Origin of the sequence: Nocardia vaccinii NBRC 15922, assembly GCF_001613305.1 — a bacterium.
GTDB lineage: Bacteria > Actinomycetota > Actinomycetes > Mycobacteriales > Mycobacteriaceae > Nocardia > Nocardia vaccinii.
In genome coordinates this window covers 1-19,134 of the sequence record NZ_BDCC01000030.1, presented here as the reverse complement: position 1 = coordinate 19,134, position 19,134 = coordinate 1, and the positions used below count along the sequence as shown (strand labels likewise).

Here is a 19,134-nt window from a genome sequence, read left to right as displayed (position 1 = left end):
GTCTCCAGCGGCTTCGTCCGATCGCGACGCCACACCGAGGCGCTGCGCCGCCCATCTCGTGAGGCCCCCCAACCCGAACCGACCGCCGAGCGCCTGCTTCTCCGATGAAACTTTTTCTGCCACACCACATCCCAGATCTCAACCAACCGCGAATGTAGGTACCGTAGCGGTAGTGCGCGAAGTCGGCGAGGCGAACCGCCAAGGCTTCAGCCAGCCGTGACCTGCTCGAGATCCCGGCCCTGCACCCGGCACCGGACCGCGCGGCTCGTACAGCTGTAATATATTGCAGGCGTAGGCAATTCGACACCATACGCCACCGATCGTCCCCGCGGCGTCGTGCACCTCGAGGAAGATGCGCCGGGGAGTCCACTCTCCCAACGAGACTGTGGCGTCACCGAGCTCGCCGTTACCACTCGTCACGACCGCAGCCCGATGCACCTCGACGGGTCGGCGATGAAAGCACACAGTCGCCGAGAGAGCTTTCGCGGCTCGAGCTGGTCGCCCGTTGCTCGGGGCCGCACGGACTGTCGTGCTCGTTCGCTACGATCGTGCGGTGCGAGCCTCCGGAACATTCGACGTCAAATCCTTCACCCCGACCGGCGTCGTGCCCGAACCCGCAATTTCCACCGGCCTGCCGGTCGGGATCGCGCGGATGGAAAAACACTTCGACGGTGAGGTGTCCGGACGCGCCGCGACCCTGTTCACCGCGGCGTTCGATCAGACCAGCGGCGTCGGCACCTATGTAGCGATGGAATCGTTCGAGGGCGCGCTCAACGGAGCCGCGGGCACGTTCTGCTTCGCGCATTCGGCCACCACGTCGGGCACCGACAGGTCTGCGGAGTTCTTCGTCATCGTTCCGGCCAGCGGCACCGGAGATCTTGCCGAAATCACCGGTAGGGGCGGGATCACGGTGGACGCCGATGGAACTCATCGCATCTGGTTCGATTACGAAATTGGCTGAGCGACAACGACATTCACTTCACATGTTCGAGCGGCACGTTCTCCGGCACTCCAGCCCCGTCGGGCAGTATCAGCTTCCCGTTGGTGTCGATATATCCGGACCGCTTGGTCGGCACCGGCAGCACGGGATCGGGGCACGGTGTATCGGTACCCGCACCACAAATCCCCCCGTTGAAGTACGAGCGCTTCAGGTGATCCGCGGGCCACGGGTCGGCATGCATCCCGACCCATTGCGCGGGCACGTTGTAGAAGAAGAAAAAGCATGCGCTGACCGCCGCGAAGACCGCGAGGAACCGAGCGAATTGCTGTCGAGCGAATCCACCACCCACGCGATCCAGCCCGTGCTCGACGACGGTGCGACCGCGATCATCGGTGAAGTAGCGCAAACAACACAGACCTGCCTGGACCGCACCCCACATCAGTCCCTCGTACATCGGCCACTGGTGGTAGGTGCCGGCGCTGAACGACACGGACCGTATGGCGCCGGGATACGTGTAGAGCCCGAACGGCAACATGAAGCACGCTTCCATGACGAAGTCGAGCAGGAAGGTGAAGGCGTAGGTGGCCAGGATCAGCCGCAGGTTGGTGATATTCGGCCAGCGCGACTTGATCCCGCGCATGACCCAGCACCCGAATATCGTGATCACCAATACCCCGGCGGCGTATCCGGGAGCATTGATCAACAGTGGTTCGGAAACCTGATGGCCGGGCCGCTCGGGTGACACCCACCCCGGGATATCCGACGACCACGACCCGCGGTTGAACAGCCACGTGTTGTAGGTACACCAGGTGTTGAAGTAGTTCAGCAGCGGGTCCTGGAAGAACATCAGTCCCATCGACACGAGCAGTATGCCGTCGAGCGTGATTCTCCGTTCCCGGAGCCACGGCCTGACGAGGAACCACCAGATCGCCACCGGCAGCGCGACACACATCAGGACGGCATTCATCGTGAGGAATGCCTTCATATACATCGGCGGGGCGGTCGGCCCGCCGGGCACCCGGTGGAAGTACGGCCCGGCAATCCATCGCACCCATACATACACCTGCAACGCCAAGAGCAGTCCGCCGGCGGTGGCCCAGATCTGGACCCGCCGCACCCTCAGCCGATCTTGCGCGTCCCGATCAGCGGCCCCGCCGACGGCGCTCGATTCGCCGAGTTGTTCTGTGGTCGTGGGCTTCTCACTCGACGACTCGCTCACGATGCCTCCATATCCGTGCACCCGCACATGCTGTGGCCCTCAATATACCCACTAGTATCTGAATATCGTATAGGTATCTGAGATACCACCAAACGACCCAGTCGCGCGCGGAGCGGCCGGAACCGGCCTCGGCGCAAGAACAGCGGTTCAGGCAGACTGGGCCGATGGCTCATTCCGCCGCGTACCGCCCCACCCCGGCAGATCTTGCCGCAGCCGAGGGCCGGACCATTCCCGATGTGCTGGCACCGGATCTGCGCGTACTGTTCTGCGGAATCAACCCGGGACTGTGGTCGGGGGCCACGGGCCACCACTTCGCCCGACCCGGAAACCGCTTCTGGCCCGCGCTCTTCCGGTCCGGGTTCACCCCGCGACTGTTCCGTCCCGACGAGCAGGAGGAGCTGCTCGCGCTCGGATTGGGCATCACCAACGTGGCCGCGCGGACGACGGCGAAAGCGGACGAGCTGACGCCTCGGGAATTGCGCGACGGCGGCCGCGCGCTCACCGAAAGAGTGCGGGAGAATCACCCGCGCGTCCTGGCCGTACTCGGCTTGGGCGCCTACCGCACCGCCTTCGGCCGACCGCGGACCATCGTGGGACGCCAATCCGAGACACTCGGCGATACCAGCATCTGGGTGCTCCCCAATCCGAGCGGTCTCAATGCGCATTACACACTGGATGCCCTGGCCACCGAATTCCGGAAGTTACGGGAGGCAGTGGAATCCGAGTGAGGCGTTACTCCGCCCGACCGACCAATCCGGCCACCGTACGGTCGCCACACCCGTGACGACCGGAACGCGTCCGGTCGTCACGGGCCCGGCTATCGACCATCCGGCCGTCCGCACCGCCACTAATTGCGGTACCGGAACAGAATCCGGCCACGAGTGAGGTCGTACGGGCTCAACTCGACGAGTACTCGGTCCTGCAGCTGGATCTTGATGTAGTTCTTCCGAATCTTCCCGCTGATATGAGCGAGCACCTGGTGACCGTTCCGGAGTTCCACCGTGAAGGTGGCATTGCGGAGGCACTCGATGACGGTGCCCTCGATCTCGATTCCCTTCCCGTTGTTGCTCATCGCAGCACCAACTCCAGATTGCTGTTCACGCGCTCGACACCGATGCCCTCGAACAGCGCGAGGGCGGCCGGATTCGATTCGTTCAGTTCTACTGCCGCCCTTGAGATCTCCCGCTGATGCAGGGCGCCCAACGCATGCGTCAGCAGCGCCCGCGCGATGCCCCGGCGACGCTGATCCGCCCGCACCGCGATCAGCCCGATCCGCGGCAGCCGGGTCACCTGTACGACGCGGATCAGTCCGACATATCGGTCGGATTGTGCCGCCACCGCATATTTCGACGGATCCACCACGACGTCGGCCCCGGTGTGCGGCAACACCTCCGCCGGCATCTCCCGCCAGCCGATGGTCGCCTCCACCTCGTCGCGAATCGCCCGATCCACTTCGCGCAGCGGGCCTTGCGCCGCGGCGCCGGCGGCCACGATGGCAGTATCCGACGGCGGGGCTACCGCATCGAGCCCGGTGATCCGGGGATCGGTCGGCACGAGGCATTCCCACTCTCGGCGCCGAGTGGTGAAACCCACGCTCCCCCAACAGGTTGCGAGGTCACGATCGGTTTCGTCGACCACGGTGTACAGGGGTCTGGGCAGGTCTGCCAGCATCGCGGCGGCGAGTGCGCCGAAGGCATCCTCGCGCCACGAGTCGATGCTGACGAACAGTCGCCCGTCGGGCCGAGGCGACACATCACCCGACCCGACCAGCAGGCCACGATTCATCGCCTGCCACTGCGTCTTCGAGACGCGTGTGATGACAGTGATATGTCCGTCGGAATCGGACATGGAATTCACAGAGTTCAAGCTTATCGCCCTTTCGGAGCAGCCTTGGGTGACAGGCGCTCCCGGCGACAGCTAGATCGTTCGCCCAACCGTGACGTCGAGAGGGAGCTCCCACTTCGATACAACGTTCATGGGTCTCACCTCCTCGCATTCGGTCACGGTTCGCATGACGGTACCGACCGCCTACTCACCGCGCAAATGATTTTTCGCCGATCGCCGGATCGTTCGAGATGCCCTGTCGCGGTGCGGTATCCGCACGCGGCGCCACTTCACCGTCGTCCGGGGCGGGGACACCGGACAGTCGCTCGCCCAGCCAGTGCGTGGAACCGAGGAAGCCGTCGAAGTAGCCGAGGGATTCTCCGTATCCGCGCAGCCACACCGAATCGTGTCGGCCCGCCGATCGCGTCCGGAGTTCCGGTCAGGACTCGGTCGCCAGGCGAATGCCGAATCCGATCAACACCAACCCGGCGATCGAGTCCAAGCGGCGGCGCACCCGCCGGGTCTGCATCCAACCCGCCACCGTGCTCGACGCCACGACGAGAACCGCGAAATACACCGCCGTCAGCACCACGTACATGGCTCCCAACCCCAGCGTCGTCCAGCCCACCGAATAGCCCGCGGGTACGAACCCGGGCAGGAAACCGACGAACAAGACGCCGATCTTCGGATTCAGGATGTCGGTGAGAAATCCGGCCACGAACCCGCCCGAGCGCATCGACGGCTGCGCCGGCGGCGTACCGCTTCCCTGGGCGATCCCCGGAGCGGACCGCCGCAAGGAGCGCAGCGACTGCACCCCCATCCACACCAGATAGCAGGCACCGGCGATCTTCAATACCTCGTAACCGATCTCACTGGCCCGCAACAACGCCGACAACCCCAGCACCGCGGCCCCGACCCACACCAGCAAGCCACACAACACACCAAGACTCGTCCGGATCCCGCCGCCGCGCCCGCCACGTACCAGGCCACGAAGCACGACCAGGGTGTCCGGCCCCGGCAACACCACCAGTAAGACCGCGGCAACCGAGAACGACGCAAGCGAAACGAGCATCGGTCAATTCTAATGAGCGGGCGCCCGCATACCAGCCCGGCCGCGCCGCCGACATTCCCGCCGAACAGCCGAGAGGCCCCCGATGCTCGCGTGGTCGTCCGCCCGGGAGGACGATGGCGCGTATGCAGAGCACCGTGATCGAAGTGAAGACGGGGCGCGACGAAGTCGTTCACGACCTCACCCCGCACTGTTCGGAGTTCCTGCGCGATGCGGCGGCGGGCCGCGACGGCCTGCTGCACGTCTTCGTCCCACACGCCACCGCGGGCATCGTCCTGATCGAACTCGGCGCGGGCAGCGACGACGACCTCCTCGCGGCCCTGCGGGACCTGCTCCCCGCCGACGACCGCTGGCGCCATTCGCACGGCTCCCGCGGACACGGCCGCTCGCACGTCATGCCCGCACTGATCGCCCCCTACGCGAGCATCCCGGTCCTGCACGGCGAAATGGCTTTGGGAACTTGGCAATCCGTCGCAATGGTCGACCTCAACGTCGACAACCCCGTGCGGCAGGTGCGATTGTCCTTCATGGCCGGCTGACCGCACCGTCCAGCGCCGCTGCCGGGCCGGATGCCGCACCGATGAGGCCATTCGCCCCTGGCTCGCCGCGACGGGCACGGACCATGATCCAGGGCGTGGATCACGATACCGCGGTACGAGTCCGGGCGGCCGGGACCGGTGATGAGATCGCGCCCATGGCCGCGGCCGAGGCGGCCGTCGCGACCTCGGATACGGTGCTCGCCACGCTGCACTCCACGCCGGACGGGCTGACGACGGCGGAGACCGCGCGACGGTTGTCCCGGCTGGGGCCCAACGCGGTTCGATCACACCGCGCGCGACTGGCTCCCGTCCTGGCGCGCCAACTCCGATCGCCACTGCTGTTACTGCTCGCGACCACAGCGGTGGTGTCGTTCTTCCTCGGTGAGAGCTCCGACGCGCTGATCATCGGCGTGATACTCATCGTGTCGGTCGGGCTCGGCGCGTTCAACGAGTATCGTGCCGAGCGAGCTGCCGAGGCGCTGCACGAACGGATCCGCCACCGAGTCGTGGCAGTGCGCGATGGCAGTCCCCGTTCGGTCGATCTGGTCGAACTCGTCCCAGGCGATGTGGTGGAGTTGCGAGCGGGCGAGCTGGTGCCCGCCGACGTCCGACTCCTGACCGCGACGGGGATGCAGTGCGACGAATCCGTGCTCACCGGTGAGTCGGCGCCGGTCCGGAAATCGACCCTACCGGTGGCAACCGGCGCCGGGATCGCCGAACTGACCGCGTGCGCGCTGATGGGAACGGTCGTCAGCGCCGGCAGCGGCCGCGGGGTTGTCGTCGCCACCGCCGGGGCAACCGAATTCGGCCGTATCGCACTGGGTTTGGGCGCTCCCGAACCGCCGACCGAATTCCAGGTCGGGCTGCGCCGGTTCTCGATGTTGCTGGTGTGGGTCGCCGCGACGCTGACCTCCGCGATCTTCCTGGTCAACATCGCCCTGCACCGGCCGATCCTCGATGCGCTGCTGTTCTCGCTCGCTATCGCGGTGGGGATCTCGCCGCAGCTACTGCCCGCGGTGGTTTCGACCAGCCTGGCCGCCGGTTCACGGCGCCTCGCCCGGTGCAAGGTGTTGGTCAAGCGGTTGGTGTGCATCGAGGACCTCGGCGACATCGAGGTGTTGTTCACCGACAAGACCGGCACGCTGACCGAGGGGCGCATCGAATTCACGCGTGCTGTGGACGCTGCCGCAACAGCGTCCGATACGACCAATGTGCTGGGCATGGTGTGTACCGACGCCGTGCTGAGTGCGGAGGGGATCGTCGGTGGCGACTCGCTCGACACCGCTCTGTGGGCTGGCTCTCCGGCGAAAATTCCTGCCGCGCGGGCATTTTCGCGCATCGCGACATTGCCGTTCGACTCCCGACGGCGCCTGGCGTCGGTACTCGCCGAGGACCCCGCCGGGAACCGGCTGATCATCACCAAGGGCGCTCCGGAGGAGGTGCTGTCCCGCTGCATCGATGTGCCGGAGGCGGCGCACGACATTCTCGATGCCGAGTTCGGCGCCGGTCATCGGATCGTCGCGGTCGCGACCCGTCCCGCTGCGGACATCAACACGCTCGATTCCGGGGACGAGCACGGTTTGACGTTCTGCGGCTTCCTCGTATTCCTCGACCCGCCCAAAAGCACTGCCCGCCAAGCCTTACAGCGACTGGCGGGCCTGGGCGTCGCGGTAAAGATCATCACCGGCGACAATCCGGTGGTCGCGGCTCATATCTGCGGCGAACTGGGTCTGCCGCCGGGCGAGCTGCTCACCGGAGCCGACATCCACCGGCTCACCGATGAGGAGCTGACCGAAAAGCTCGGGCGGACGACGATATTCGCACGGGTCGATCCGGAGCAGAAGGCACGAATCGTGCGACTGCAGCGTCTGGCCGGACTCGACGTCGCCTTCCTCGGCGACGGTGTGAACGACGCCCTGGCGCTGCACGCCGCGGACGTCGGCATATCGGTGGACTCGGCCACCGATGTCGCCAAGGACGCCGCCGACGTGGTGCTGCTGCAGAAGGATTTACAGGTACTCGCCGACGGAGTGGTCGAGGGACGGCGAATCTTCGCCAACACCATCAAATACGTGCTGATGGGCACGTCCAGCAACTTCGGCAACATGTTCAGCGCGGCCGGCGCCTCGGCGCTGCTGCCCTTCCTGCCGATGCTTCCGTCGCAGATTCTGCTCAACAACCTGCTCTACGACACCAGCCAGCTCGCGATCCCCACCGACCGCGTCGACGAGGAACAGCTGACTCGTCCGACCCGTTGGGATATCGGGCTCATCCGTCGCTTCATGCTCGTATTCGGGCCGGTCAGTTCGGTTTTCGACTTCGCGACATTCGGGTTGATGCTATGGGTCTTCCACGCCGGCGCCGGACTCTTCCACACGGGTTGGTTCGTCGAGTCGCTCGCGACCCAGACGCTCGTGCTGTTCGTCATCCGAACGCGGCGCAGCCCCTTTTTCCGCAGCCGACCCAGCGTGCCGCTGCTGACCGCGGTGCTCGGCGCGGTCGCGGTGGGCGTCGTACTGCCGGCGACACCCATGGCCGCGGATCTCGGATTCCAGCCGCTGCCGGGCGGTTATTTCGTGGCGCTCGGCCTGATGATCCTGACCTACCTGGTCCTCGCCGAAATCGTCAAATACTGGTTCTTCCGGGCATCTGCCGCTGTAGCGCCGACTCGAACCCGCCGCACCGGCCACCGGATCCACCGTCGTGCGGCCCGCTTCAGCGCTTGAACCGATCTCGAAAACCGCCGTCACACAAGAACGTACGCGCACTTTGATTCACGAGTGGTCCAATGGCCCACTGCCGGTGACAATCGGCAGCATCGCGGCCACCGCGAGCGCCCGTACCGTATCTTTCACCGGCCCGATTACCAACGGCCGGTTCGCACTTCGGGAGGTCGCAATGTCAGCACGGGACACCACGCAACAGAACCAGGACGACGATCCACAGGTGACGGCCTCCGCGCCGGTCGTCGTCGGCGTGGACGGCTCGGACGGCTCGAACGCGGCGGTCCGCTGGGCCGCCGCCTACGCTGCCGGACACGGCCGCGAACTGCACATCGTGCACGGGCTCGGGCTGGTGGGAATCAATACCGTTGCGGGCGCGTACGCGGTCACCGTGGAGGCCGTTGTGGATGCGGCTCGCGCCCAGGGCAAGACCGTGATAGCCGACGCGGAGCACGCGGCGCGGTCGGCCGCGCCCGAGGTGCGGCTGTCGTCGTCGCTGGCCTCCGACAGCCCGGCCGGTCTTCTCGTCGAACGCAGTTCCGGCGCCTTCGCTCTCGTCATCGGCTCGACCGGCTCGGCCGGCACCCTGGCCCACCTGGGCTCCACTCTGCTTGCCGCGACCGCGCATGCACACAGCACGGTCGTCGTCGTCCCCGCCGGTTACACCGATCGCGCCGGCGGGCCCGTGGTGGTCGGTGTCGACGGTAGTCCGGTGAGCGAACGAGCCATCGCGGCCGCATTCACCGAGGCCGCCGACCGCCACACCGATCTCATAGCGGTCCACGTATGGGCCGATATGGATCTCGGCCGTCTCACCGGCGTCGGCGCACTGCCCGTCGACACCGGGGCGGAGCAGGCCGAGCAGGAGGTCCTGGCCGAACGTCTCGCCGGCTGGCAGGAGAAGTTTCCGGACGTCCCCGTCGTGCGGAAGACCTACCTGTCCGCACCCGGCAGGCGCCTGGCGGAATTGTCGAAATCGGCACAGCTCGTGGTGGTCGGTAGCCGCGGCCGCGGCGCACTCACCGGGCTGCTGCTCGGATCGACCTCCAACTTCCTCGTCCAGCATTCGGATTGCCCGGTGATGGTCGTACATTCGACCGCACGCTGACCGGCACGACCGGGGCGACCCGCATGATGGTCTCTGCGACCTGGTCGCAGGGACTTTCGCCCCTCGCACCCCGAAACGTCCGCAGTGATACTCGTTATGGAATGCGTCGCCGCCGACGAATCGAGTATTCCGATGCAACCTGGCGATACCGCTGTGATCGACCGGGCCGGACTGGACCGCCTGGTGGAGGCGTTGTGGGCCGACGAATACCGGGTGATCGGCCCACAGCCGCGGGACGGGGCGATCGTGCTCGACGAGCTGGCTTCGGGCGCCGGACTCCCCGATGGTCTCGGCGTGGACTGCGCACCGGGCCGGTACCGGTTGCGGCAACGTGACGATCACGCCGTGTTCGCGCATTCGGCGGGGCCGGGGTCGTGGAAGCAGTTCCTGCATCCGCCACATCACAAGGTCGCGGAGATCGGGCCCGATCTGGAGATCACCGCCACCGATGACGGCCCGACACGAATGGCGTTTCTCGGTGTGCGCGGATGCGATCTGGCCTCGATCGCGATCCTCGGCCGGGTGCTGGGCGGCGGGGATTATCCGGATCGCTCCTTCACCGCACGCGGCCGGGATCTGTTCGTGGTCGCGGTGAACTGCACCGAGCCCGGCGGCGTGTGCTTCTGTGTTTCGATGGGCACGGGGCCGGGTGTCTCCGCTGGATATGATCTCGCCCTGACCGAGCAGATCGACGATGACGGGCATCGATTCCTCGTCGACGTCGGTAGTGACGAGGGCGCGCGGGTCCTGGCCCGGGTCGGTACCCGGCCCGCCGAATCGACCGACCTCGAGCGCGCTCGCGCCGCGGTGTCGGCGGCCGCCGACCGCATGGGGCGCGCGATGCCGGATGTCGACGTGCGCGCGGTGATACGTGAATCGCAGGAATCGCCGCACTGGCAGGACGTCGCCTCCCGCTGCCTGACCTGCGCCAACTGCACGATGGTGTGCCCCACCTGCTTCTGCACCACCACCGAGGACGTCACCGATCTCACCGGTGACCACGCCGAACGGTGGGAGCGCTGGGCATCGTGTTACGAACTCGACTTCTCCTATCTGCACGGCGGGAGCGTCCGGCAGTCCGGCGAGAGCCGGTACCGGCAATGGCTCAGCCACAAACTCGGCACCTGGTACGACCAGTTCGGCAGCTCCGGGTGTGTGGGGTGTGGCCGCTGCATCGCCTGGTGCCCGGCCGGCATCGACCTGACCGCCGAGGTGGCGCGGCTGGCCGGGACGCAATCGTGACCACCGTCGACGAGCTGACGGAATTCGCGCAGTTGGCCACGCTGGGCAGAGCCGAGCTGCGCGTGCTCGCCCGGATCGGGCGGGACGTGTCCTTCCCCGCCGGGCAACGACTGATCACCGAAGGCGATTCCGCCCAGCGGTGCTGGCTGATCCGCCGGGGCCGGATCGTGCTCGACGCACATGTGCCGGGGCAGGGTGATGTCGTCGTGCAGACCCTCGGCGCCGGAGATGTACTGGGCTGGTCGTGGCTGGTGCCACCGTACCGATGGCGATCCGGCGCCCGGGCGGCCGAACCGGTCGAGGCGATCGAGTTCGATACCGAGGTATTGACCCAATTCGCTTCGGCGGATGCGGAATTCGGCCGCGCCCTGATCCTCATGCTTTTCGAGGCGTTGCTGGACCGGATGCAGGCGACCCGCGCCCGGCTGCTGGACATGTACCGGAATCCCGGCGAAACCTGTACCCACGCGCCGTACTCGGCGGACGTGCGGGGCAACTCGTGAGCGTCCGGACGCAGGCCCGCCCGCGTTCGCTCGACGATACGATGCTCCCGTACCGCGTCGTGGACCGCACCGAGCAGACCCGCGACACCGCGACCCTGGTACTCGAACCGGTTCGCCTTGCGGCGCAACGGTTTCGGGCCGGTCAGTTCATGATGCTGTACAGTTTCGGCGTCGGCGAGATCGCCATTTCGACCAGCGGCGACCCCGCGGCCGCGAACGGCGTGCTGGAACACACGATCCGTGCGGTGGGCGCGGTCAGCCGGGCTCTGTACGACACCCGCGTCGGCGGTGTCATCGGTGTGCGCGGACCGTTCGGCAGGGGGTGGGACTCGGCATCGGCCCGCGGGCGCGATCTGGTGATCGTCGGCGGCGGAGTCGGCCTGGCGCCGCTGCGACCGGTGGTGCTGGAGACATTGGCCGCGCGTGCGGAGTACCGGCGCGTTGTCCTGATCACCGGTGCGCGCACTCCTGCCGACATTCTTTTCCGTCACGATCAAACCCGGTGGCAGGCAGCTCGTCTCGTGGAGCTGTATCAGACCGTCGACCGGCCCGCGCCAGGCTGGTCCGGGTCGGTCGGTTTCGTCACCGAACCGCTCGCGAAACTGAACCTCGATCCGGATCGCACCACGGCCTTCCTGTGCGGTCCGGAACCGATGATGCGCTTCTGCGCGCAATACCTGCTCCGCAAAGGCATCGCCGCCACCGACATCCGGGTGGCATTGGAACGCAACATGCAATGCGGGGTGGCGCGCTGCGGGCACTGCCAGCTGGGCCCGTTGCTGCTGTGCCGCGACGGCCCGGTGGTCGACTATGCGACCGCCGAACCGCTGCTGTCGGTGCGGGAGTTGTGATGGCCATCCCGACCCTCGCGGTCTGGAAGTTCACCTCCTGCGACGGCTGCCAGCTCAGCCTGCTCGACTGCGAGGACGAATTGCTGACCCTGGTCGGCCGCATCCGCATCGTGCATTTCACCGAGGCGTCCAGCGCGTCGGAGCCCGGCCCGTACGACGTGTCGCTGGTGGAAGGCTCGATCACCACTCCCGAGGATCTGCGCCGGATCGCCGAAATCCGCGATCAGTCGCGGATTCTCGTGGCGATCGGAGCCTGTGCCACGCACGGCGGCATCCAGGCACTGCGGAATTTCGCCGACATCAGCGAATTCACCTCCGTGGTTTACGCCAGCCCGCAATACATTTCGACGCTGGCCGATTCCACGCCGATCTCGGCGCATGTGCCGGTGGATTTCGAACTGCGCGGCTGCCCGATCGATCGCCGCCAACTCCTGAACACGCTGTGCGCATTTCTGGCCGGGCGCGCACCGGACATCCCGAACACCAGTGTGTGCACCGAATGCAAACGCCGCGGCACGACGTGTGTGACCGTCGCCCACGGCACCCCGTGTCTGGGCCCGGTGACCCAGGCCGGATGCGGCGCGCTGTGCCCCGCCTACGATCGAGGCTGCTTCGGTTGTTTCGGGCCGATGGCGAAGCCGAATATCCGTGCGCTGCTGCCGATCCTGCGTATCAACGGTATGTCCACCAGCGACATCGACCACGCATTCGACACGTTCGCCGCAGCCTCCCCCGAATTCGCGGACAGGCCCCGGGATGAGCCGCAGCGGTAGACAGTTGCGGGTGGGCGCACTCGCCCGCGTCGAGGGCGAGGGCGCACTGCGTGTGGTCGTCTCCGGCGGCACGGTGGAGCGCGCGGAGCTGAACATCTACGAGCCGCCCCGCTTTTTCGAGGCATTCCTGCGCGGCCGCTCCTACACCGAACCACCCGATATCACCGCTCGCATCTGCGGCATCTGCCCGGTCGCCTATCAGACCAGCGCCTGCAACGCTCTCGAGCAGCTCTGCGGGATCGAATTGGACCGGCCCCTGGCCGATCTTCGGCGCCTGCTCTACTGCGGCGAATGGATCGCCAGCCACGCCCTGCACATCCACCTCCTGCACATTCCCGACTTCCTCGGCTACCCCGACGCCATCTCCCTCGCCGCCGACCACCGCGAACTGGTCGAACAGGGGCTGGCGGTCAAGAAGGCCGGCAATGCGCTGCTCGAACTCATCGGTGGCCGTCCGATCCACCCCGTCAACGTCCGTGTCGGCGGCTTCTATTCGGTACCCGCGCGCACCGACCTCGCACCCCTGGCCGAACGACTGCGCCATGCACAGGATGACGCGATCGCGACCGCACGATGGGCAGCGGGCTTCGACTTCCCGGACCTCGAACTGGACCACGATCTGCTCGCCGCCACCACGCCGGAGCGGTATGCGATCGAATCCGGGAGTATGCACACCAGCACCGGGCTTCGCTTCTCCGCCAACGATTTTGCCGACCATGTCGTCGAACGGCAGGTGCCGCATTCCACCGCACTGCAGGCCGGGCTGGACGGCAAGCCCTATCTCACCGGGCCGCTGGCCCGCTATTGCCTGAACTCCCGACGGCTCTCACCGCTGGCTCGACAGGTCGCCGGCGATATCGGGCTGGGTGATGAATGCCGAAACCCGTTCCGCAGCATCCTGGTTCGCGCCGTCGAAGTCGTCTACGCCATCGACGAGGCGTTGCGCCTGATCGACGAATACGTGCCGCCCGCCCGCGTCGCGATGCCCATCGCACCGCGCGCGGGCGTGGGATACGGAGTCAGCGAGGCGCCGCGCGGCCTGCTCTATCACCGGTACGAGACCGACGCCGAAGGAATCGTCCGCTCCGCGACCATCGTCCCGCCGACCGCACAGAACCAGGCCGCGATCGAGGACGACCTGCGCCGGGTCGTCGCGGCCAACCTCGACCGTGACGACGCCGCACTCACCGCGCTGTGCGAACGCACCATTCGCAACTACGACCCCTGCATCTCCTGCTCGGCACACTTCCTCGAACTCGACATCGTGCGCCGATGACGCACCGGGAGCATTCCACCCCGGCAACCGCGCGCGACCGCGCCGCCGCAGAACATCGGGCGGTCGTCATCGGAATCGGCAACGAGTACCGCGGCGACGACGGCATCGGCCCGCTCGTCGCGGCCCGGCTCGACCGGCTCGAGCTGCCCGGCGTCCTGGTCGCCGTGTGCGACGGCGAACCCGGCAACCTGCTGGACCTCTGGGAGGGGGCCGACCTCGCCGTGGTCGTCGACGCGGTGTTGTGCCGGCCATCGACCCCCGGCCGCATCCGGCGCACCACCGCCGACGCCCTGCGCGGCGTGACCGCGGCCGCCAGCTCCCACACACTGGGCGTCCCGGATGCGGTGCGACTGGGCCGCGCCCTCGGTCGCCTTCCCCGGGAACTGGTCGTCATCGCCGTCGAGGCAGCCCGCCTCGATCTCGGCACCGAACTGTCCGAACCCGTCGCCGCGGCGATCCCGGAAATTCTGCGAGCCGTCCAGGACGAGCTGGCACGAGTACGAACCCGCGCCGATCCGCCGTGAGCCGGGATTCGCCATCGGCGCACCGGCTCTCATCGGCGTAATCTATCAGCCCCGCACAGAACGCCGGAGCCACTATCTCCGCACTCGGCCAGCCGAACGCTACGACGGCGTCATCCACATCGACCGCACCACCGCTCTGGAACCACTGGAGTCGTCCAGCGGCTGGATCGACGGAACCACAGCGGAGACCGGCTGTGATCCGCACCGCTTCAAATCGCGCCACACCCCTTGGCGCACAGGCGATCTGAAGCTGCAACGCCACCGCAGCCGTCCAGGCCAGGATATGTCCGAAGCTCTTGTGCGGCTTGGCCTTCGGCCGGTCCCCGGAGCGACGGCGTCAGCCACCCGCGCCAGCAGGTGTGGCGAATCCCGTTGTCCGGCTCGGTGATCGACCCCGCCGCCAAGCGGTAGCCCCCAGACCGGTGCCGGGGATTCGATCCGGGTGGGCGAAAGGTCCGACGTGGTCCGAGGACCACGAAACCGGTGACCTTCGGCCGTGCCGCTCCCGGCCCCGCCGATCCGACTATGGTGACGGACACATCCCACGGCGAACGATCAAGGAGGGCGTCATGCCCGGCATCTTCGGGAGGCACACCGGCACCACACAGCGCGAGCAGGACGCCCATCGGCTGGCCTCGGCTACGGTGGTCGTCGGCGTCGACGGTTCGCCGGGAGCGACCACCGCGCTGCGCTGGGCGGCTCAGTACGCCCGCGTACACGGCCGGGAACTGCACATCGTGCACGGGATGAACCTCGTCGGCGCCACGTGGCCGGCCAGTGTTCCCGCAACGCCGAGCCCCTGGGTGGTCGACGCCTCCCGTACGCACGGCCGCGATGTCATCGCCCGCGCCGAGGAGCTGGCCCGTTCGACGGCTCCCGAGGTAGCCGTCACGGCCGAGTTGGTCCCGGACAACCCGGCCGCTCTGCTCATCGACCGCAGCGCCGCGGCGTTCACGGTGGTGCTCGGGGCGACCGGAGCGACCGGGATGCTCGCACACCTGGGTTCGACCCTGCTTTCGGTCGTCGCGCACGCCCACGGGACGGTCGTCGTGGTGCGCGCCGACCCGCCTACCGGCGACACCGTCCACTCGTCGGGCCCGATCGTGGTCGGCGTCGACGGGAGTCCGATCGGCGAGGCGGCCATCGCATCCGCCTTCGCCGAGGCAGCCCAGCGCGATGCCGAATTGGTCGCCGTCCACGTGTGGAACGACGGGAATTTCGGTCACTACGCCGGTTACGACACGGTGCGGCTATCCGACGGCGACCCCGGGCAGGCCGAGGACGCCATCATGGCCGAACGCACCGCCGGGTGGCAGGAGAAGTACCCCGATGTCCGGGTCGTCCACGCCTCGTACGCGTTCGCACCCGCGGAGCATCTGCTGGAGTGGTCGAAGTCGGCGCAACTGATGGTCCTGGGCAGCCGAGGCCGTGGCGGCTTCGCTGGAATGCTGCTGGGTTCCACGGTCAACTTCCTGGTCCAGCACGCACAGTGCCCGGTGATGGTCGTCCATCCGTAGCTCACACGCTGTACAGCGCCGCGATGTCCGCGGCGAAGTCGCGCAGCACGACATCGCGCTTGAGCTTCAGCGATGGCGTGACATATCCGTTGGCCTCCGTGAGATCCGTGCGCAGTATGCGGAATTTGCGGACGGTCTCGGCGCGGGAGACGGCCCGATTGCCGTCGTCGATCGCCTCTTGGATCGCGGCGAGCAGGTCGGTGTCGGCGGCGAGGTCGTCGACCGTTGCACCGGGGGGTTTGCCGTGCAACTGCTTCCACATCGGGAAGTGCTCACTGTCGACAGTCACCAGACATCCGACGAACGGCTTGTCGTCACCGACGACGATCGCCTCCCCGACGATGCCGTGCGCCCGGATGCGGTCCTCGATCACCGCGGGAGCGACGTTCTTCCCCGCAGCGGTGACGATGATCTCCTTCTTACGTCCGATGATGGTGAGGTATCCGTCGTCGTCGAGGGCGCCGAGGTCGCCGGTGGCGAACCAGCCGTCGCGGAATGTTTCGGCGGTGGCTCGCGGGTTGTTCCAGTAACCGGTGAACACGTTGGGTCCGCGCAGCAGGATCTCGCCGTCCTCGGCGATCCGGACCGACGATCCCGGTAACGGATGGCCCACGGATCCGATCTTCGGATGGTCGTCGGTGGTGAAAGTCGCGGCCCCGCAGGTCTCGGTCAGCCCGTAACCCTCCAGCACGGTGAACCCGACCCCGCGATAGAAGTGGCCGAGCCCTTCTCCAAGCGGCGCGCCACCCGACAGGGCGTGCGTAGCACGGCCTCCCAGCGCCGCACGCAGGCGCCGGTACACGATGAAGTCGAAAAGCGCGTGCCGGATCCGCAGCGACAGCGAGATCCGCCCGTCGTCCAGAGCGCGGCTGTAGTCCACGGCAGTCGTGGCGGCAAGGTCGAAGATCCGGCCACGGCCGGCGAGTTGGGCTCGGGTTCGAGCGGTGTTGTAGACCTTCTCGAACACCCGTGGGACACCCAGGATCAGGGTCGGACGGAAGGCCCCGAGTTCGGCGGTCACATCCGCGACATCGCCCACATGAGCGATGCGGACCGGGGCCAATGCCGCCGCGACCTCGGCGATCCGGCCGAGCACATGCGCCAACGGCAGGAACAGCAGGACCGATGATTCACCGGGGCGGAACAATGCCGGCATCCGAGCGGTGATGTTGCCCAGTTCGGCCAGGAAATTGCCGTGCGTCAACTGGCACCCTTTGGGCCGCCCGGTGGTGCCGGAGGTGTACACGATCGTCGCCAGCGTATCGGCCACGACGGCGGCCCGGCGTTCGGCCACCGCATCGTCGGCGACATCCGCACCATCCCGCGTCAAGGCCGCGACGGCGCCCGCGGTGATCTGCCAGACATGCATCAACTTCGGCAACTGCTCCCGCACGCCGGCGACCACCGCACTGTGGTGATCGGTCTCGGCGATCACCGCGACCGCACCGGAATCCGAGAGGATCCACTGCACCTGTTCGGCCGAGGAGGTCTCGTAGACCGGAACCGTGACCGCGCCCGCGTACCAGATCGCGAAGTCCAGCAGCGTCCATTCGTAACGGGTCCGGGAAATGATGGCCACCCGATCGCCCAGCTGAATCCCGTTGGCAATCAACCCCTTCGCGACCGCCGACACCTCGGTGCAGAACTCGGCGGCGGACACGTCCCGCCACTGGCCGTCCACTTTTCGGCTGATCACCGCGAGATCCGGAAACCTCTGCACATTGCGTTCCACCAAGTCGGTGAGATTCTCATCGGGCCGGACGCGATACAGAACCGGCACTCCGAATTCCTGCATAGTCGTTCCTCGTCTGACGTCGCCGGACGGGCGAAATCCCTCACCGATACGCTCGACCTCGGAAGCTGGCATCTACCACTGTGGGCCGCACCACACCATTGGACGAGGGGCGTCGACAATCCCCGAAGGGGACGAAAGTCCTCACTTGCGCCGGACCGACGCCGGACGGAACGGCTGCGGCACGAATGGCTCGATCGCCGGCTGACGTCCGCGGCGCCGCCGAGAAATCCGCTACGATACGGGACGATGACTACCGGGACGGCGATGCGCCACACACGGATGGGTTACCCGGTGCTCTTCTGACCGCTGCACGGGCCGGTGCCGGCCCGCCTTCGGATCGAGAATTCCGCACTGTCGCGCGCGCTCCGCCTTCGTCGTGTTGAGCACAGGACATCAACTACGACAGAAGGATCCACGATGACCACGACGCACGGCATGTCTGTCGGCGTGCAGATGCCCGGCGGAATCGCCGACGCTTACCTCACCTACCCCGATGACGGCACCGCCCATCCGGGAGTGCTGGTGATCCAGGACGGCTTCGGAGTCCGGCCCGGTCTGCGGTCGCTGGCCGATCGCATCGCCGCTCACGGCTACACCGTCCTGCTTCCCAACGCCTATTACCGGCACGGACCCGCACCGGTGATCGAGCTACCGGACTTCATCGACCCGGAGCAGCGTCCGGAGATCTTCCACCGGGTGTTCCCGATGATCCGCGAGTTGACCCCCGATCTCCTGCGCGCCGACGCCGGCGCCTACCTCCGATGGCTGGCGGCGTCGCCGCGAGTCGCCGAGGGGCAGGTCGGGCTCACCGGCTACTGCATGGGTGCGCGGCTGGCGGTGCTGGTCGCCGCCATGTTCCCCGATCGGGTTGCGGCGGTGGCCGGATTCCATGGTGGGCCACTCGTCACGGACGCTCCGGACAGTCCGCACCTGGCCGTCGAAAACATCACCGCGGAGCTGTACTTCGCACACGCCGGCGAAGATCACCACATGACTCCGGACCACATCGGCCAGTTCGACGCGGCGCTCGCCGCAGCCGGAGTCCGGCACCGCACCGAGGTCTACCAGGGAGCTCGGCACGGCTACACCCAGGCCGACACCTCGGCCTACGACCCCGACGCCGCCGAACGGCACTACCGCGAACTGCTGGCCCTGTTCGACCGCAATCTGCGGCGTTAGCCGACGACCCGATCGCGTGACACCCTTTCCCCCAGCACAGGACCATCGCGCT

General features: G+C 67.2%; 19 protein-coding genes. 14 read left to right on the top strand and 5 right to left on the bottom strand.

The annotated features are described in order from the left end of the window. Window positions 1-553 precede the first annotated feature (553 nt). Complete coding sequence (locus NV1_RS19660; protein ID WP_067893437.1) at window positions 554-961, top strand: DUF3224 domain-containing protein; 408 nt, start codon at window positions 554-556, stop codon at window positions 959-961. A 13-nt stretch (window positions 962-974) separates the two neighbouring features. On the opposite strand, the gene NV1_RS19655 is transcribed toward NV1_RS19660, so the two are convergent. Further along, window positions 975-2,159 (bottom strand): spirocyclase AveC family protein, encoded by a 1,185-nt coding sequence (locus NV1_RS19655; protein ID WP_067893435.1) that lies wholly within the window; start codon window positions 2,157-2,159, stop codon window positions 975-977. 164 nt (window positions 2,160-2,323) lie between these two features. Between NV1_RS19655 and mug the strand changes: the two genes are divergently transcribed. Further along, complete coding sequence (mug, locus tag NV1_RS19650) at window positions 2,324-2,887, top strand: G/U mismatch-specific DNA glycosylase (protein WP_067893349.1); 564 nt, start codon at window positions 2,324-2,326, stop codon at window positions 2,885-2,887. 119 nt (window positions 2,888-3,006) lie between these two features. Here the strand turns inward: mug and infA are convergent, their stop codons facing one another. The 3 genes from infA to NV1_RS19630 form a co-directional block, all read right to left on the bottom strand. Further along, window positions 3,007-3,231 (bottom strand): translation initiation factor IF-1, encoded by a 225-nt coding sequence (gene infA / locus NV1_RS19645; protein ID WP_040824768.1) that lies wholly within the window; start codon window positions 3,229-3,231, stop codon window positions 3,007-3,009. Continuing rightward, on the bottom strand, window positions 3,228-4,007 hold the full coding sequence (locus NV1_RS19640) for a GNAT family N-acetyltransferase (protein ID WP_067893348.1): 780 nt from the start codon (window positions 4,005-4,007) through the stop codon (window positions 3,228-3,230). The genes infA and NV1_RS19640 overlap by 4 nt, the downstream gene beginning before the upstream one ends. A 415-nt stretch (window positions 4,008-4,422) precedes the next feature. Next, window positions 4,423-5,055 (bottom strand): LysE family translocator, encoded by a 633-nt coding sequence (locus NV1_RS19630; protein WP_067893346.1) that lies wholly within the window; start codon window positions 5,053-5,055, stop codon window positions 4,423-4,425. 122 nt (window positions 5,056-5,177) lie between these two features. Here NV1_RS19630 and NV1_RS19625 point away from each other — a divergent pair, with 122 nt between their 5' ends. The 11 genes from NV1_RS19625 (at window position 5,178) to NV1_RS19580 (ending at window position 16,108) form a co-directional block, all read left to right on the top strand. Further along, a complete protein-coding gene (locus tag NV1_RS19625; RefSeq protein ID WP_067893433.1) occupies window positions 5,178-5,591 on the top strand; it encodes a secondary thiamine-phosphate synthase enzyme YjbQ in 414 nt (137 codons plus the stop codon). 155 nt (window positions 5,592-5,746) lie between these two features. Further along, window positions 5,747-8,317, top strand: coding sequence for a magnesium-translocating P-type ATPase (gene mgtA, locus NV1_RS19620; protein ID WP_067893431.1), 2,571 nt, complete (start codon window positions 5,747-5,749; stop codon window positions 8,315-8,317). 172 nt (window positions 8,318-8,489) lie between these two features. Next, window positions 8,490-9,422 (top strand): universal stress protein, encoded by a 933-nt coding sequence (locus NV1_RS19615; protein WP_067893429.1) that lies wholly within the window; start codon window positions 8,490-8,492, stop codon window positions 9,420-9,422. Window positions 9,423-9,554: 132 nt separating this feature from the next. Then, window positions 9,555-10,664, top strand: a complete 1,110-nt coding sequence (locus tag NV1_RS19610; RefSeq protein ID WP_067893425.1) for a 4Fe-4S dicluster domain-containing protein — start codon at window positions 9,555-9,557, stop codon at window positions 10,662-10,664. Next, entirely contained in the window at window positions 10,661-11,167 is a 507-nt protein-coding gene (locus NV1_RS19605; RefSeq protein WP_218027134.1) for a Crp/Fnr family transcriptional regulator, read from the top strand. The genes NV1_RS19610 and NV1_RS19605 overlap by 4 nt, the downstream gene beginning before the upstream one ends. A gap of 41 nt (window positions 11,168-11,208) precedes the next feature. Continuing rightward, window positions 11,209-12,018, top strand: coding sequence for an FAD/NAD(P)-binding protein (locus NV1_RS19600; protein ID WP_067893423.1), 810 nt, complete (start codon window positions 11,209-11,211; stop codon window positions 12,016-12,018). Beyond that, window positions 12,018-12,791, top strand: coding sequence for an NADH-quinone oxidoreductase subunit B family protein (locus NV1_RS19595; protein WP_067893345.1), 774 nt, complete (start codon window positions 12,018-12,020; stop codon window positions 12,789-12,791). Before NV1_RS19600 ends, NV1_RS19595 begins: the two co-directional genes overlap by 1 nt. Beyond that, entirely contained in the window at window positions 12,775-14,067 is a 1,293-nt protein-coding gene (locus NV1_RS19590) for a Ni/Fe hydrogenase subunit alpha (protein ID WP_067893343.1), read from the top strand. The genes NV1_RS19595 and NV1_RS19590 overlap by 17 nt, the downstream gene beginning before the upstream one ends. Next, window positions 14,064-14,591, top strand: coding sequence for a hydrogenase maturation protease (locus NV1_RS19585; protein WP_084525539.1), 528 nt, complete (start codon window positions 14,064-14,066; stop codon window positions 14,589-14,591). The genes NV1_RS19590 and NV1_RS19585 overlap by 4 nt, the downstream gene beginning before the upstream one ends. Then, a complete protein-coding gene (locus NV1_RS46845; protein ID WP_373864634.1) occupies window positions 14,485-14,979 on the top strand; it encodes an erythromycin esterase family protein in 495 nt (164 codons plus the stop codon). The genes NV1_RS19585 and NV1_RS46845 overlap by 107 nt, the downstream gene beginning before the upstream one ends. A gap of 181 nt (window positions 14,980-15,160) precedes the next feature. Then, window positions 15,161-16,108: a universal stress protein gene (locus NV1_RS19580; RefSeq protein WP_067893341.1), complete on the top strand. Its 948-nt coding sequence runs from the start codon at window positions 15,161-15,163 to the stop codon at window positions 16,106-16,108. Window position 16,109: 1 nt separating this feature from the next. Here the strand turns inward: NV1_RS19580 and NV1_RS19575 are convergent, their stop codons facing one another. Continuing rightward, window positions 16,110-17,903, bottom strand: coding sequence for an AMP-dependent synthetase/ligase (locus tag NV1_RS19575; protein WP_067893339.1), 1,794 nt, complete (start codon window positions 17,901-17,903; stop codon window positions 16,110-16,112). Window positions 17,904-18,320: 417 nt separating this feature from the next. Between NV1_RS19575 and NV1_RS19570 the strand changes: the two genes are divergently transcribed. Beyond that, window positions 18,321-19,082: a dienelactone hydrolase family protein gene (locus tag NV1_RS19570; protein ID WP_067893337.1), complete on the top strand. Its 762-nt coding sequence runs from the start codon at window positions 18,321-18,323 to the stop codon at window positions 19,080-19,082. Window positions 19,083-19,134: the final 52 nt, after the last annotated feature.